Origin of the sequence: Streptomyces sp. NPDC048484, assembly GCF_040651415.1 — a bacterium.
Taxonomy (GTDB): Bacteria; Actinomycetota; Actinomycetes; order Streptomycetales; family Streptomycetaceae; genus Streptomyces.
In genome coordinates this window covers 12,909-28,165 of the sequence record NZ_JBEZJY010000034.1, presented here as the reverse complement: position 1 = coordinate 28,165, position 15,257 = coordinate 12,909, and the positions used below count along the sequence as shown (strand labels likewise).

The window sequence follows — 15,257 nt, the reverse complement described above, 5'->3', positions numbered from 1 at the left end:
GGGCGTGCTCCTCAGGCGGGCGCGGCGGCGAGGCGGTGGGGGTCGAACAGGCCGATCGGGTGACCGGTGGTGCCCGTCAGGGCCAGGTCGGCGAGGATCTCGCCGACCACCGGCACGAACTTGAAGCCGTGGCCGGAGAAACCGCAGGCCACGGTCACGGAATCGGGATGCGCGGGATGCCGGGCGATGACGAAGTGCTCGTCCGGGGTGTTGGAGTACATACAGGTGGCGGCCTTGAGGAACGCGCCGGGCAGATCGGGGATGCACCGAGCCATGTGGTCCGCCATCGACTGGATCTCGTCCGCGTGGACCGTCCGGTCGATGGTCTCCGGGGTGCAGACCTGACCCTTGCGGAAGAAGGCGACCTTGGCGCCCCGCTCCGGTCCGTCGATGGACGGGAACCCGTAGACCTGGACGTCGTCGGCGTCCTGCCAGATGTAGATGGGGTGGTTCTCCGGCAGGAAGGGCCGGACCCCGCCCCGGGGCTGGAACCAGTACATGACCTGCCGCTCGATGGTGAACGGCACCCCGAGGTCGGTGAGCAGCCGCGGCGCCCACGCGCCGGGGCAGATCACCAGCCGGCCCGCCGTGTAGGTGTTCTCCGCCGTGTGGACGCGTACGCCGTCCCGGTACGGCTCCCAGCGGGTCATCGGTTCCTCGAAGTGCAGGTCGGCGCCCTGCCGGGTGGCGAGCTGGAGATGCGCCGCGACCATGTTCTCGGGGCGGACCAGACCGGCCTTCTTCTCGTAGAGCGCGACCTCGTCGTCCTTCGGAGCGAGCGTGGGGAAGCGGCGGCGGATCTCGGCCGCGTCCAGCATCTCGTGGGGCAGGTCCCACTGCGTGGCCGAACGCAGCGAACCGGAGACGGTCGGCGAGTCGGGCCGGCCGATCATCACGCCGCCGCACAGCGTCGCGATGTCCCGGCCGGTGGCCCGCTCCACGTCCTCGTACAACTCGTACGCGCGCAGCAGCAGCGGCACGTACGCCGGGTCCTCGAAGTAGGACTGCCGGGTGATCCGCGAACCACCGTGACTGGAACCGCGGTTGTGGACCGGCCCGAACTTCTCGAGTCCGAGCACGCGCGCTCCGCGGGCCGACAGATGATGCGCGGCGGCACCACCCATACCGCCGAGCCCGACAACGATCACGTCATGGGTGGGGGACACGGGAAACCTCCGTTTCGACAGGGCGATCAACACCGGATACGGGTCATCCTCGGATCGAAGAGCGGCTCATCGGCCACGGTGGCCGCCACCTTCTCGCCGAAGTACTCGACGCAGACCCCCGTCCCGCTGGGAAGCACCGGCAGCCACGCGTACGCGACACACCGGCCCAGCGTGTACCCGTACGCCGCGCTGGTGACGTACCCCGCGGGGGAACCGTCGACGTACACCGGCTCCTTCCCGAGGACGACGGACGCGGGGTCGTCGAGCAGGAGCGGGGTGAGCCGGCGCGCGGGCTCGCCCTTCGACAGCAGCGCCCCCCTCCCCGTGAAGTCCCCCTTGTCCAGCCGGACGGCGAAACCGACCCCCGCCTCGTACGGATCGTGCTCGTCGGTCATGTCGACGCCCCACGCGCGGTAGCCCTTCTCCAGGCGCAGGCTGTTGAAGGCGGAGCGCCCGGCGGCGACCACGCCGTGCTCCCGACCGGCTTCCCAGAGCGTGTCCCAGAGGCGGAGCCCCAGGTCGGCAGTGGTGTACAGCTCCCAGCCCAACTCGCCGACGTAGCTCAGCCGCATGGCGGTGACGGGGACATGGCCGATGAACGTCTCCTTGGCGCGGAAGTAACCGAAGCCCTCGTGCGAGAAGTCGTCCCGGGTGAGCGGCTGGACGAGGTCGCGGGCGAGCGGCCCCCAGACGCCGACGCAGCAGGTGCCGGACGTGATGTCCCGGATGTGCACGCCGTCAGGGGCGTGCCTGGTCAACCAGTCCAAGTCCGCGGGGGAGTTGGCGCCCACCTGGAAGCGGTCGGGGCCGAGGCGCGCGACGGTGAGGTCGGAGCGGATGCCGCCCGTGCCGTCCAGGAGCAGGGTGTACGTGACCGCGCCCAGCCTCTTGCGGAGGTTGTTGGTGGTCATGCCGTGCAGGAAGTCGAGGGCTCCGGAGCCGGTGACTTCGAGACGGCGCAGCGGAGTCATGTCGTAGAGCGCGACCTTCTCGCGGGTCGCCCTCGCTTCGGCCGCCGCGATCGGCGACCAGTGGCGCGCCGACCAGGCGTCACGCTCGGGTACGTCCAGGCCGGCGGCGAGCGGGGCGTTCGACTCGTACCAGTGCGGATGTTCCCAGCCCCCGCCCTCCAGGAAGTGCGCGCCGAGTTCCCGCTGGCGGGCGTAGAACGGGCTGACCCGCAGGGGGCGCGGCTGCTCCATCGGCTGGAGCGGGTGCAGGACGTCGTACACCTCGACGAACTGCTGCGAGCCGCGCTCCCTGATGTACGAGGGCGAGCGCTGGGCGTCCTCGAAGCGGGTGAGGTCGCATTCGTGGACGTCGGTCTGAGGGCGGCCGTCGACCATCCACTCGGCCACGGCCTTGGCGACACCGGCCGAGTGGGTCACCCACACAGCCTCTGCCAGCCAGAAGCCCCGCAGCGCGCGTGCCTCGCCGAGAACCGGCATACCGTCCGGCGTGAAGGAGAAGACGCCGTTGAATCCCTCCTCGATCTCGCTCTCGCGCAGCGAGGGCATCAGCCGACGGCAGTCGGCCCAGCTCGGCGCCCAGTCCTCCTCGGTGAAGGGGAGGGAGGACGGCATCTCCATGTCGTCGGCGCGCGCCTCGTCGTAGGCGAGGACCGCGAACGGGTCCACGGGGAGCGGCTTGTGGGCGTAGCTGCCGATGCCGACGCGGTCGGTGTGCTCGCGGAAGTAGAGGTCGCGGTCCTGGAAGCGGAGAATGGGCCGTGGCGCCTTCGCGGTGGCGGCAGCCGGCTCGGGGAGGGGCTTCGTCCGCGCGTACTGGTGGGCGAGGGGTTGCAGAGGTACGGCGACGCCGGCCATCCGGCCGATGACCGGGCCCCAGAATCCGGCCGCCGAGACCACGTGGTCGGCGGGGAAGACACCCTGGTCGGTGACGACAGCGGTGACCCTGCCGTCCTCCTTCTCGATCCCGGTGACGGTGTGCCGGTCCAGGAAGCGGGCGCCGCGGCTTTCGGCCCGTTCCCGCTGGGCCCGGGCCGCGAGCAGGGCGTGGGCGAGGCCGTCGTCGGGCGTGTGGAATCCGCCGAGGACGGCCGACTCGTCGATCAGCGGCCAGAGTTCCTTGCAGCGGGCGGCGCTCACGATCTCGCCGCGTACGCCCCAGGAGGCGGCGTAACCCGCTCGGCGGTGCAGCTCGGCGAGCCGTTCGGGAGTCGTCGCCAGCTCCAGACCGCCGACCGGGTCGAAGCAGGAGACTCCCTCCACCTCAAGGGCGGTGAACTTCTCGACGGTGTACCGGGCGAAAGCGGTGAGCGTCCTGGACGGACTGGTCCGGAAGACCAGACCGGGCGCGTGGGAGGTGGAGCCGCCGGGAGCCGGCAGCGGACCCTGTTCGAGGACGGTGACGTCGGTCCAGCCGCGGGCGGTGAGTTCGTCCGCGAGGGAGCAGCCCACGATGCCGGCGCCCACGACGACCACACGGGGGTTCGTTTCGGGCCTGTCGGGCCTGTCGGGCCTGTCCGGCCCCTCGGGCGTGCTGGACGTGATGGACGTGCCCCTGCGTACGCTTCCCCCGCTGACGGGTTCCCGGCCGCTCACAGGACCACCACCGAGCGCAGCACCTCGCCGCGTTGCATCCTCGTGAATGCCTCCTCGACCTGGTCGAGCGCGATGGTCTCCGTGACGAACGCGTTGAGGTCCAGCAGGCCGTAGAGGTACTGGTCGATGAGGAACGGGAAGTCGCGGCTGGGCAGGCAGTCGCCGTACCAGGAGGACTTGATCGCGCCGCCGCGGGAGAACACGTCGAGCAGCGGGAGTTCGACCTTCGTCTGCGGGGACGGGACGCCGACCTGCACCAGCAGACCCGCGTGATCGCGCATGTAGAAGGCCTGCAGAAAGGTCTCCGGGTGGCCCACCGCGTCGATGGCGATGTCGACTCCGAAGCCGTCGGTGAGGGCGCGTACGGCCTCGACCGGGTCGGTGCCGCGGGAGTTGACCGTGTGGGTGGCGCCGAACCGCTCCGCCCGGTCGAGCCTCTTGTCGTCGATGTCGACGGCGATGACCTTCATGGCGCCGTTGAGGCAGGCGCCCGCGATGGCCGCGTCGCCCACGCCGCCGCAGCCGATGACGGCGACGGTGTCACCGCGCCCGACATTGCCCGTGTTCACCGCCGCGCCGTATCCGGCCATCACCCCGCAGCCGATCAGGCTCGCGGCCTCGGGGCGGGCAGCCGGGTCGATCTTCACCGCCTGGCCCGCCGCGACCACGGTTTTCCCGGCGAAGGCGCCGATGCCCAGCGCGTTGCTGAGAGGGGTGCCGTCGGGGAGGGTCATCGGCCGGGCGGCGTTGCGTGAGTCGAAGCAGTACCAGGGGCGGCCACGGCGACAGGAGCGGCAGGAACCGCAGGGGGCCCGCCAGGCGAGGACCACGTAGTCGCCGGTCCTGAGATCGGTGACGCCCTCGCCGACCGCCTCGATCGTGCCGGCCGCCTCATGGCCCAGCAGGAACGGGAAGCCGTCGTCGACCGCGCCCTCCCGATAGTGCAGATCCGTGTGACACACCCCGCAGGCCTGCACGGTCACGAGTACCTCGCCCGGACCGGGATCGGGAACGATGATCGTCTGCACCTCGACGGGTGCGCCCTTCTTCACAGCGACTACGGCACGGACCTCGTATGGCACGACCAAGCTCCTCTGCTGTTGCGCAATGCACTATGGGTTGCGCTATGAGGAACATAGTGAGAACGCCTCCGAGGGGCCGTCAAGAGGTACGGGTTAACCCTTGGCAAAAGGCGCGGGCGGCGTGAAATCCGACCGACACACAGAAGCGCGGGGCCAGCGGTTACCGGCCCCGCGCAGTGTTCCGTGTCCGTACGAAGCGCTGCCTCCACGGACTCCGCGGGCGGCGCGACCTCGGTCCGTGTCCGGTCGCGCTTCCGTCAGAAGCCGTATCCCATCCGGCGCGACAACTCGGTCGCGGCCGCAGCCGTGCGCTTGGCGAGTTCCGGCAGGCGGTCCGAGTCCAGCCGGTACACCGGGCCGGAGACGCTGAGCGCGCCGATCACCTTGCCGTCATGGGCGTGCACCGGCGCGGCCGTCGCGGCCAGGCCCAGCTCCAGCTCCTCCTGGGCGAACGCGTAGCCCTGCTCGACCACGGCCGCCAACTCGGCCCGCAGCGCGGCCGTGCCGGTGATCGTGCGCTCGGTGAAGCGCGGGAGTGCCCTGGCCAGCAGCCCTTCGCGGAGCGTCTCCGGCAGGTGGGCCAGCAGGACCTTGCCGCTGGAGGTGGCGTGCAGCGGGGTGCGCCTGCCCAGCCAGTTCTGCGCGGTGACGGCCGCGGCGCCGCGGGCCTGCATGATGTTGACCGCCGCGTTGTCGTCGAGGACCGCGATGTTGGCGGTCTCGCCCAGCTCGTCCGCGAGTTCGCGGCAGACGATCACGCCCTCCTGCGAGATGTCCAGGCGCACCGCTGCCGCCCCCGCCAGGCGTAGTACGCCGACGCCCAGGAAGTACTTGCCGCGGTCCTTGGCCTGGGCGACCAGGCCCCGGTTCTCCAGCACTCCCAGGAGCCGGAAGGCCGTGGACTTGTGCACCTCCAGCTCTTCGGCGATCTCGGTGACGCCCGCCTCGCCGAGCCGGGCGAGGATCTCCAGCACACTCACCGCGCGGTCCACCGACTGGACGGCGCTCCCCGCGCTTCTGCCCGGCTTCTCCGGTGTCCCCTCGGTGCGGCCGGCCTGCTTCTGAGTGCGGGTCATAGCTCAACTCTCACCACTTGGCGGCTCTGTTTGAGCCGCATCTGCCGGAAACCCTTGACGCGACGGGTGCCCCGCGCGGATTCTGTTGCGCATAGCGCTCCCTCGTGCGCCATGCGAAACATCATGTTACCGAAGAGTCCGGGACCGGGAAGGTCTCGGACCAGACCGGACCTGAGAGATCCAGGACTGTGGGTCCTGGACCGAGAGGGGGGCCCGTGATTCCCGTCTGCCGCCTTGATGACCTCCCAGTGGGCGAATCCGTCCGGGTCGAGACCGTGCCGCCCGTCGCCGTCTTCAATGCCGACGGCGAGCTGTACGCCATCGACGACAGCTGTACCCATCAGGACGCGTCTCTCTCCGAGGGGTGGCTGGAGGGCTGTCTCGTGGAATGCCCGTTGCACGCCGCCTCGTTCGATCTCCGCACGGGGCAGCCGACGTGCCTCCCCGCGCGCCGCGCCGTCCGCAGACACCGCGTCACCGTCGACGACGGCGTCATCCACGTCCACGTGGCAGCCGAGGAGGGAACGGCGGCATGACGATCTCTGGTGTGAGGGACGCGACAGCGCGTGCCTCTGGACTCCACTTTCCCACGGGCTCCGCCGGACGCGCCGCCGAGAGGGCCGGGGGTTCGTCCGGACCCGGCATCGACACGGCCAGGGGTGTGGCCGCGCACGCCTGCGCGGGGCCGGTCTCCGCGAGCGCCCGATCGGCACCCGCTCTGTGGAAGGGGCCCGGCGCATGAGGACCATCGCCGTCGTCGGGGCCTCGCTGTCCGGGCTGTACGCGGCCCGCGAGCTGCGCGCCCAGGGGTTCGACGGGCGGTTGGTGATCGTCGGAGACGAACCGCACCGCCCGTACGACCGCCCGCCCCTGTCCAAGGACTTCCTCACCGGCCGGTCGGGCGAGCAGCAACTCGCTCTCAGCGACGCCGAGGAGATCGACGAACTCGACGCGCAGTGGCTGCTCGGCAGCCGCGCCCGTGGCCTCGACGCCCGTGACCGCTCCGTCCTTCTGGACGACGGCCGCACCGTCTCCTGCGACGGCGTCGTCATCGCCACGGGAGCCTCCGCCCGCCGGCTGCCGGGCCGTGAACTCGCCGGAGTCCACACCCTGCGCACCCTCGACGACGCCCGCGCTCTGCGCGCCGAACTGACAGCGGGCCCCCGTCGTGTCGTCGTCATCGGCGGTGGCTTCATCGGCGCCGAGACCGCGTCCTCGTGCGCCGGACTCGGCCACGACGTCACCGTCGTCGAAGCCGCTCCGCTGCCGCTGGTGCCCCAACTCGGCGCGAGGATGGCGGCCCTGTGCGCCGCGCTGCACCGTCGCGGAGGCGTCGACCTGGTCACCGGCACGGGCGTCGCCGCCCTGCGCGGCGCCCCCGTGGTCACCGGAGTGGAACTCACCGACGGCCGTCTCCTCCCCGCCGAGGTCGTGATCGTCGGCATCGGTGCCACCCCCAACACCGAGTGGCTGGCGGACTCGACGCTCGCACTGCACGACGGCGTGCTGTGCGACGACGGCTGTGTGACGACTCTGCCCCGGGTGGTCGCCGTCGGTGATGTCGCCCGCGTGGGCGGAACCCGCGCCGAACACTGGACCAGCGCCACCGAACAGCCCCGGGTCGCCGTGCGCAACCTCCTCGCCGGGCGCACCGCGGAGACCGTACGCCCGCTGCCGTACTTCTGGTCCGACCAGTACGGAGCGCGGATCCAGTTCGCCGGACGGCGGCTCGGCACGGACACCGTCCGCGTCGCGGAGGGCACCGTCACCGACGGAGCGCCGGGCGAGGGCGGTTTCCTCGCCCTGTACGAGCGCGACGGCCGGACGACCGCGGTGCTTTCCGTGGACCGGCCACGCCCGTTCATGCGAGCGCGACGTGAACTCGGCCGCGGAGCGGGCGCGATGGAGGCGGCGGTCCCATAGGAAGAGCACCGCAACCCGAAACCGCAGGAGAGCCGCGCGTGCCGTCCTCTACGAGCTACGAGCTACGAGCGACGGGCTACGAGTGGGACAACTGACCCGCGCCGCCGCCCCGCCGGCGTATCCGCTCCTTGGTCCGCTCCGCCGTCCGCTCCTGGCGCCGGGCCTTGCGCCGCTCGCGACGCAGGGCCCGCGCCGTGCTGCTCGGCTGCGACACCACGCCGTTGCGCTGGTTCCACACCTGGCGGGTCACCCATACGTCCAGCGCGCCCCACGTGGCCGCCACCGTGCTCGCCACGCTGCTCAGCACCATGGGGAACGCGAGCCAGGAACCGGCCAGCGTGCAGAAGAAGGCGACCGTCGCCTGGATCAAAGTGACGGCGATGATGATGACGGCCCGAACCGCGGACGTACGCACGGGATCGGGCAGCCGGAGCCTGCCCGCAGGCTCCTCGACCCACAACGGCCGGTAGTACCCCCGGCCTTCGGCCTCCGCGGCCGGCTGCTCCCCGGTCTCCGGCAGAAGGCCGTCCTCGGTCTCCGCGGCCTCCGTCTTCGTGACACCCACGACGGGCATTGCCCCGGCCGCCGTCCCAGGCGCCGTTCCCGGCGCTGTCCCGGCCTCCGCCACCCGCTCCACCCCCGCCGCGATGGCCATCGCTGAAATGTCGGCCGGAATACCGTGGTCCGGGGCCTGTGGCTCCCGCTCCGCCTCCGCGATCGTGGCGACGCCCGTCCCGGGTGCCGCATACCGCTCCGCCGTGCCCATCAACTTGTCACTCCCCACCGCCTGACAGCCGCTCGCTCCGGTGTCACGAGACTCCGGCTCCCCATCGGCTGCCCGGCTTGCGATGTTTTACGCCCCCTGGCCGCGGCGACGGCCCTTGCGGCCGACTCCGCCTCCCACTTCTATACAGACAGACGCTCGACGTAAGCCGAAGATTCCCGAGATTCCCGGCGACGAAAAATTTCGGCCAACTGATCCGTTGTACGGACTGATTCGCACCGGTTGTCCCGTGTCGGATTCGGGGAGGCAATCTCCCGCAATGGACGGACAACTGCGGATGTCTCGTCCCGATGCGCACCGAGTCGACCCGGACGGGCCTTCGAGATACCTGTGGGTCGGTAGTAGGCTCACGCCGTTTGTTGACGTACATGTGTGCCCCTGGGCTCCGGGGGCCGAGCTGGGGGAGGCCATGCGCTTTCGCGGGAAGTCCATCCGCCGGAAGATCGTGGCGCTGCTTCTCGTGCCGCTCGTTTCCCTGACCGCGATCTGGGGCTTCGCCACCGTACTCACGGGACGCGAGGTCAACCAGCTGTTCGACACGACGTTCATCGTCCAGGAGATCGGCTATCCCACCGAGGACGTCATCAGCGTGCTCCAGGACGAGCGGCGCCAGACCCTCGTCTACCTCGCGGACCCCCGAGCCTCCGACGCCCTCACCGACCTGCGCCGTACCCGGTCCGCCACCGACGAGGCCGTGTCGAAGATCCGCAGGCACGCCAGGGACGCCGAGGTACGGGACGAGATGGGTGTCGACGCCACCGAGCGCCTCACCGCGATCCTGGACGCCTTCGACGGTGTCGGATCGCTGCGCCAGAGCGTCGAGGACAACACCGTCACCCGCGCGCAGGTCCTCGACCTCTACAACCGCCTGGTGGATCCCTGCTACATCCTTCTGTCCAACCTCCAGGTCCTCGACAACGTGGACGTGGACAAGCAGAGCAGGGCACTTGTCAACATGTCGCGCGCCCGTGAACTGCTCGCGCGTGAGGACGCCCTGCTCGGTTCCGCTCTCGTCGTCGGCAAGGTCACCCGGGACGAGGCCCGCGACATCTCCGACCTCGTCGCCCAGCGCACGCTCATGTACGAGATCAACCTGCCGCAGCTGCCCTCCGCGGAGCGCACCCGCTACGACCGTTACTGGAAGAACGCCTCCACGGCGCCCCTGCGCGTGGCCGAGCAGTCCGTCCTCGCCTCCGCACCGGGTACCCCCCGCGGAGTCAGCGCCAAGAGCTGGGACGGCCTCGCGGGCGGGGTCCTCGACGGTCTCGACAAACTCAACACCCAGGCGGGCGACCGCTTCCAGGACCGGGTCAGCCCCGTCGCGGTCGGCGTCATCGTCAAGGCCGCCATCGCCGGCGTACTCGGCCTGGCCGCGGTGCTGGTCTCGCTCTTCATGTCCGTACGCATCGGCCGCAGCCTCATCCGTGACCTGCGCCGACTCCGCCAGGAGGCGCACGAGACCGCCGGGGTCCGGCTGCCCAGCGTGATGCGGCGTCTGTCCGCGGGCGAGCACGTCGACGTCGAGACCGAAGTCCCGCGGCTGGAGTACGAGAAGAACGAGATCGGCGAGGTCAGCCAGGCACTCAACAGTCTCCAGCGGTCGGCCGTCGAAGCCGCGGTCAAGCAGTCCGAACTGCGCAGCGGCGTCTCCGAGGTCTTCGTGAACCTCGCCCGCCGCAGCCAGGTCCTGCTGCACAAGCAGCTGACCCTGCTCGACACGATGGAGCGCAGGACCGAGGACACGGACGAACTCGCCGACCTCTTCCGCCTCGACCACCTGACGACCCGTATGCGCCGGCACGCGGAAGGCCTGGTGATCCTCTCCGGAGCGGCCCCCTCCCGGCAGTGGCGCAAGCCGGTGCAGCTGATGGACGTCGTACGCGCCGCCGTCGCCGAGGTCGAGGACTACGAGCGCATCGAGGTCCGGCGGCTGCCGCGGATGGCCGTGACCGGGTCCGCCGTCGCCGACGTCACCCACCTCGTGGCCGAACTCCTGGAGAACGCCACGGTGTTCTCGCCGCCGCACACCGCCGTACAGGTGCTCGGCGAGCGCGTCGCCAACGGGTTCGCCCTGGAGATCCACGACCGGGGTCTCGGCATGGCCGCCGAGGCGCTCCTCGACGCCAACCTCCGCCTCGCCGAGACTCCCGAGTTCGAGCTCTCGGACACCGACCGGCTGGGTCTCTTCGTGGTCAGCCGGCTCGCCCAGCGCCAGAACGTACGCGTCTCCCTGCAGCCGTCACCGTACGGCGGGACGACCGCGGTGGTCTTCGTGCCGGACGCGCTGCTCTCGGACGACGTGCCCGACACCAACGGCATCGGATTCCGGCTCGACCGGGCACTTTCCGCGAAGAGCTCGAAGAGCTCGAAGAACGAGGCCGACGAGGGCCGCAGGGCCGCGTTGTCCCAGGTACCGGTCACGCTGCCCGGTCTGTCGACGTCGATCCTCGACGGGCCGGTCGAACTGGAGGCGCCCGTCGGCCCGGACGACGAGGACAGCGACGGCGGCAACATCTTCCGCCCGCGCCGCTCCGTCGCCGGGGCCGCGGGGGACGCGACACAGGAGACCGCGCGCGAGCCGTCACGCTCCTCCGACGGCGACGAGCGGCCCGATGTCCCGCTGCCGCGCCGCCGTGCTCCCAAGCTCGTCAGCTCCCACGGGCGTCCCGTGACCCAGACCACACCGCGGCGCGACGAGATGACCGGCCACGCGGACACCGGCGAGGTGGCGGAGCTGCCCCAGCCGGCCCAGGAGACGTCCGAGCGCTCCGGCGTGCTCGAAGAGCTGCCGCAGCGGTCGAGGAGCGCCAGGCGGGGGCCGGCACACCGTGAGGCCGGGGACTCGCTCGCCGCCCGCCGGGGCGCGGCCGACGACTGGCCCGCGGGCCAGGGCACCGACCCGGCGGACCGTGAGCGTCGTCCGGCCCCGGACCGGGGCCTGAACCGTGGCGGCGAGCCCACAGGGACAACGGGAAGGGCCGCAGAGCCAGGTGGCACGGTCATGCCCGGACCGGGCGCCAGGGAAAGGGAAGGCGGAGACGGTGAAGCCCCGGCCCTGCCCCGGCGTGGGTCGCGTCGAGGTACGGAACCGAACGGCGCTCGCCCCGGCGACCCGGTCGGCAGCGCAGGCGCCCGCCCCGCCGGAGCGGGCGGTACCGGCCCGCTGCCCCGCCGGGTCCGGCAGGCCAATCTGGCCCCGCAGCTCAAGGACGGGCCCGACCGGCGCGCCGCGAGCGACGAGGCCCGCTCGACGACACCCACGGAGCGTGACGCCGACGAGGTACGCAGTCGTATGGCCTCGCTCCAGCGTGGCTGGCAGCGTGGCCGCGAGGAGAACACCGCGGGCGACGAGGCCCAGGACGGCACAGCACCAGGAACGACTAAGGGAGACGGCCGATGACCGCACCGAAGGCCGCCGGCCACACCACGACCACCACGGCGACGGGGCAGCTCAACTGGCTCCTCGACGATCTGGTGGCGCGTGTCGCCAGCATCCGCAAAGCACTCGTGCTCTCCGGAGACGGCCTCCCCACGGGGGTCTCCACTGACCTGACGAGGGAGGACAGCGAACATCTGGCCGCCGTCGCCTCCGGATTCCACAGCCTCGCCAAGGGCGTCGGCCGTCACTTCGACGCGGGCAGCGTCCGGCAGACGGTCGTCGAACTGGACGAGGCATTCCTCTTCGTCACGGCCGCCGGCGACGGCAGCTGCCTCGCCGTCCTCGCGGACGCCGATTCCGACGTCGGGCAGGTCGCGTACGAGATGACCCTGTTGGTGAAGAGGGTCGGCGTACATCTCGCTGCCGCTCCGCGCACCGAACCGCCCGCGGGCGGGTAGTGGGACGGCATGAGCGGAGACGGTCAGGGGACGCCCCACTGGTTCGACGACGAGGCCGGACCGGTGGTCCGTCCGTATGCCATGACGCGCGGCCGCACCACCAGTGTCGGCCAGCACCGCCTCGACCTGATCGCGATGGTGGTGACGGAGCAGTACGCCGAGGACCCGGAGGCGGACAACTCGCTGTCCCCGGAGCATGTGGACATCGTCGAACTCTGCCGTGACGCCCCCCAGTCGGTCGCCGAACTCGCCACCGGACTCGACCTGCCGATCGGGGTCGTACGCGTCCTCATAGGCGACCTGGTGGAAGACGAACTGGTCCACGTGACGCGGCCGGTACCCCCGGCGGAGCTGCCGGACGAGAGCATCCTGCGTGACGTGATCAGCGGCCTCCGAGCACTGTGAACCGGGCACTGTGAACCGCGAGCCCGCACGGCCCCGCCCACGCGGTATCACCACAGCACGTGGCACCACCACAGCACGCGGCATCACCGAAGCACGTGGACACCACCGAAGCAGGAGAAGAGATCGATGATCTTCGGGCGCACTGAACGCGGCAAGGCCCCGGTCGAGCCCGTCACCCTCAAGATTCTCGTGGCGGGCGGTTTCGGCGTGGGCAAGACCACCCTGGTCGGCGCAGTCAGCGAGATCAAGCCGCTGCGCACCGAGGAGCTGTTGACCGAGGCGGGCCGGCCCGTCGACGACACCAGCGGCGTGGAGGGCAAGCACACCACCACGGTCGCCATGGACTTCGGCCGCATCACGCTCCGCGAGGACCTCGTGCTGTACCTGTTCGGCACACCGGGCCAGGACCGCTTCTGGTTCCTGTGGGACGAACTCGCCACCGGAGCCCTGGGCGCCGTGGTGCTCGCCGACACCCGCCGCCTGGAGGACTGTTTCGCGGCGGTCGACTACTTCGAGCGGCGCTCCATACCCTTCGTGGTGGGCGTCAACTGCTTCGAGGGCGCCTCCCGTTACCCCGCCGAGGACGTCCGCCAGGCCCTCGACCTCGGCTCCGGGGTCCCCGTGGTCCTGTGCGACGCCCGGGGCCGGGACTCGGTCAAGGAGGTCCTCATCGAGGTCGTCCAGCACGCGATGGCGTACGCGGCCGACCGCCGGCACACCCTCACCACCTGAGCACGCGGCTGCCGTCGGACCGTACCCGCCCGAGGGGTACCCGGCCACCGCGCCGAACCGGGCACGAGTACGGCCCGTACCCCCGCCGACCGGGGTACGGGCCGCAGTCCTCAGCCACGGAACCCGTGCTCCACGCGCGCGTGGAGCACGGACAGGCGTCTCAGAGCCTGTGTCACATCCCGCTCAGTCCTCGTGCCAGCCGAAGCTCTTCTCCACCGCCTTGCGCCAGTTGTGGTACTCGCGGTCACGGACCGACGCCTCCATGGAGGGTGTCCACTCGACGTCCTTCTGCCAGTGCGACTTCAGCTCGTCGAGGTCGTTCCACACCCCGGTCGCCAGACCGGCCGCGTACGCCGCTCCGAGACAGGTCGTCTCGGAGACCATCGGGCGGATCACCGGCACGTCGAGCACATCCGCCTGGTGCTGCATGAGCAGGTTGTTCTTGGTCATGCCGCCGTCCACCTTCAGGGTCGTGATGCGCACCCCGGAGTCCTGGAACATGGCGTCCACGACCTCACGCGTCTGCCAGCTCGTCGCCTCGAGGACGGCCCGCGCCAGGTGTCCCTTCGTGACGTACCGCGTCAGACCCGTGACGACTCCGCGCGCGTCGGAACGCCAGTACGGTGCGAAGAGGCCCGAGAACGCGGGCACGATGTACGCGCCGCCGTTGTCGTCGACACTCGCCGCGAGCGTCTCGATCTCGTCGGCGGTACGGATGATGCCGAGCTGGTCGCGGAACCACTGCACCAGCGCGCCGGTGATCGCGATAGACCCTTCGAGGCAGTAGACCGGCGGCTCTGTGCCGATCTTGTAGCCCATCGTGGTCAGCAGCCCGTTCTTCGAAGGCACGGGATGGTTCCCGGTGTTGAGCAGCAGGAAGCTGCCCGTTCCATAGGTGTTCTTGGCCGTGCCCACGTCGTAGCACGCCTGTCCGAACACGGCCGCCTGCTGGTCACCCAGCGCGGACGCCACCGGGACCCCGGCGAGCTGGCCGACGGCGGTGCCGTACACCTCGGACGAGGACCTGATCTCGGGGAGGACCGCCTCGGGCACGTTCATCGCGGAGAGGATGGTCTGGTCCCACTGAAGCGTTTCGAGATTCATCAGCATGGTGCGGCCTGCGTTGGTGACGTCGGTGACGTGCCGGCCGCCGTCGGTGCCACCGGTGAGGTTCCAGATCAGCCAGGAGTCGATCGTGCCGAAGGCGATCTCGCCGCGCTCGGCGCGGGCCCGCAGTCCCGGCACGTTGTCGAGCAGCCAGGCCGCCTTGGGCCCGGAGAAGTAGCTGGCCAGCGGCAGCCCGGTCTGCTCGCGGAAACGGTCCTGCCCGTCCGAGCCGCCGAGTTCGTTGCAGAGCGCGGAGGTACGGGTGTCCTGCCAGACGATCGCGTTGTGCACGGGCTTGCCGGTGGCGCGGTCCCACAGGACCGTCGTCTCGCGCTGGTTGGTGATCCCCAGCGCGCTGAGCTGGTCGGCGCGGAGCCCGGCCTTCGCGATCGCGCCCGCGACCACGGCCTGTACCTTCGACCAGATCTCGGTGGCGTCGTGCTCCACCCAGCCGGGCTTGGGGAAGATCTGGCGGTGCTCACGCTGATCGACGGCGACGATCGCGCCGTCCTGGTTGAAGACGATGCAGCGGCTGGACGTGGTGCCCTGGTCGATTGCGGCGACGAACTTGTCCGTCATGA

Annotated in this window: 12 protein-coding genes; 6 read left to right on the top strand and 6 right to left on the bottom strand. The window is 70.8% G+C overall.

Translation table 11 applies throughout. From position 1 onward, the window contains the following. Positions 1-11 precede the first annotated feature (11 nt). The 4 genes from solA to AB0D14_RS30195 all read right to left on the bottom strand — a co-directional run bounded on the left by solA (position 12) and on the right by AB0D14_RS30195 (position 5,888). Positions 12-1,166: an N-methyl-L-tryptophan oxidase gene (gene solA, locus AB0D14_RS30210; protein ID WP_362785404.1), complete on the bottom strand. Its 1,155-nt coding sequence runs from the start codon at positions 1,164-1,166 to the stop codon at positions 12-14. A 26-nt stretch (positions 1,167-1,192) separates the two neighbouring features. Then, positions 1,193-3,610 carry an FAD-dependent oxidoreductase gene (locus AB0D14_RS30205; RefSeq protein ID WP_362785401.1) on the bottom strand — a complete coding sequence of 806 codons (2,418 nt, stop codon included), beginning with the start codon at positions 3,608-3,610 and terminating at the stop codon, positions 1,193-1,195. A gap of 116 nt (positions 3,611-3,726) precedes the next feature. Continuing rightward, the gene (locus AB0D14_RS30200) at positions 3,727-4,812 is read right to left on the bottom strand and encodes an S-(hydroxymethyl)mycothiol dehydrogenase (protein ID WP_362785399.1); all 1,086 of its coding nucleotides are present in this window, start codon (positions 4,810-4,812) and stop codon (positions 3,727-3,729) included. Between the two features lie 257 nt (positions 4,813-5,069). Continuing rightward, a complete protein-coding gene (locus AB0D14_RS30195) occupies positions 5,070-5,888 on the bottom strand; it encodes an IclR family transcriptional regulator (RefSeq protein ID WP_362785397.1) in 819 nt (272 codons plus the stop codon). 215 nt (positions 5,889-6,103) lie between these two features. On the opposite strand from AB0D14_RS30195, the gene AB0D14_RS30190 reads away from it, so the two are divergent. Together AB0D14_RS30190 and AB0D14_RS30185 are read left to right on the top strand one after the other, a co-directional pair. Continuing rightward, positions 6,104-6,424 carry a bifunctional 3-phenylpropionate/cinnamic acid dioxygenase ferredoxin subunit gene (locus tag AB0D14_RS30190; RefSeq protein WP_362785394.1) on the top strand — a complete coding sequence of 107 codons (321 nt, stop codon included), beginning with the start codon at positions 6,104-6,106 and terminating at the stop codon, positions 6,422-6,424. Positions 6,425-6,626: 202 nt separating this feature from the next. After that, positions 6,627-7,811 carry an FAD-dependent oxidoreductase gene (locus AB0D14_RS30185; RefSeq protein ID WP_362785392.1) on the top strand — a complete coding sequence of 395 codons (1,185 nt, stop codon included), beginning with the start codon at positions 6,627-6,629 and terminating at the stop codon, positions 7,809-7,811. A gap of 76 nt (positions 7,812-7,887) precedes the next feature. On the opposite strand, the gene AB0D14_RS30180 is transcribed toward AB0D14_RS30185, so the two are convergent. Then, a complete protein-coding gene (locus tag AB0D14_RS30180; protein WP_362785389.1) occupies positions 7,888-8,577 on the bottom strand; it encodes a hypothetical protein in 690 nt (229 codons plus the stop codon). A 427-nt stretch (positions 8,578-9,004) separates the two neighbouring features. Here AB0D14_RS30180 and AB0D14_RS30175 point away from each other — a divergent pair, with 427 nt between their 5' ends. The 4 genes from AB0D14_RS30175 (at position 9,005) to AB0D14_RS30160 (ending at position 13,569) form a co-directional block, all read left to right on the top strand. After that, positions 9,005-11,995, top strand: a complete 2,991-nt coding sequence (locus AB0D14_RS30175; protein WP_362785387.1) for a nitrate- and nitrite sensing domain-containing protein — start codon at positions 9,005-9,007, stop codon at positions 11,993-11,995. Continuing rightward, the gene (locus AB0D14_RS30170) at positions 11,992-12,432 is read left to right on the top strand and encodes a roadblock/LC7 domain-containing protein (RefSeq protein WP_362785384.1); all 441 of its coding nucleotides are present in this window, start codon (positions 11,992-11,994) and stop codon (positions 12,430-12,432) included. Before AB0D14_RS30175 ends, AB0D14_RS30170 begins: the two co-directional genes overlap by 4 nt. Before the next feature lie 9 nt (positions 12,433-12,441). Next, positions 12,442-12,837, top strand: coding sequence for a DUF742 domain-containing protein (locus AB0D14_RS30165; protein ID WP_362785383.1), 396 nt, complete (start codon positions 12,442-12,444; stop codon positions 12,835-12,837). A 126-nt stretch (positions 12,838-12,963) separates the two neighbouring features. Continuing rightward, positions 12,964-13,569, top strand: a complete 606-nt coding sequence (locus AB0D14_RS30160) for an ATP/GTP-binding protein (protein WP_362785380.1) — start codon at positions 12,964-12,966, stop codon at positions 13,567-13,569. A 183-nt stretch (positions 13,570-13,752) separates the two neighbouring features. On the opposite strand, the gene glpK is transcribed toward AB0D14_RS30160, so the two are convergent. After that, complete coding sequence (gene glpK / locus AB0D14_RS30155; RefSeq protein ID WP_362785377.1) at positions 13,753-15,255, bottom strand: glycerol kinase GlpK; 1,503 nt, start codon at positions 15,253-15,255, stop codon at positions 13,753-13,755. Between the last annotated feature and the right edge of the window lie 2 nt (positions 15,256-15,257).

Bases quoted from the DNA above. Each gene is read 5' to 3' on its own strand.
- AB0D14_RS30195 (WP_362785397.1), bottom strand. From the start codon at position 5,888: ATGACCCGCACTCAGAAGCAGGCCGGCCGCACCGAGGGGACACCGGAG.
- AB0D14_RS30185 (WP_362785392.1), top strand. From the start codon at position 6,627: ATGAGGACCATCGCCGTCGTCGGGGCCTCGCTGTCCGGGCTGTACGCG.
- AB0D14_RS30180 (WP_362785389.1), bottom strand. From the start codon at position 8,577: ATGGGCACGGCGGAGCGGTATGCGGCACCCGGGACGGGCGTCGCCACG.
- AB0D14_RS30175 (WP_362785387.1), top strand. From the start codon at position 9,005: ATGCGCTTTCGCGGGAAGTCCATCCGCCGGAAGATCGTGGCGCTGCTT.
- AB0D14_RS30170 (WP_362785384.1), top strand. From the start codon at position 11,992: ATGACCGCACCGAAGGCCGCCGGCCACACCACGACCACCACGGCGACG.
- AB0D14_RS30165 (WP_362785383.1), top strand. From the start codon at position 12,442: ATGAGCGGAGACGGTCAGGGGACGCCCCACTGGTTCGACGACGAGGCC.
- AB0D14_RS30160 (WP_362785380.1), top strand. From the start codon at position 12,964: ATGATCTTCGGGCGCACTGAACGCGGCAAGGCCCCGGTCGAGCCCGTC.
- glpK (WP_362785377.1), bottom strand. From the start codon at position 15,255: ATGACGGACAAGTTCGTCGCCGCAATCGACCAGGGCACCACGTCCAGC.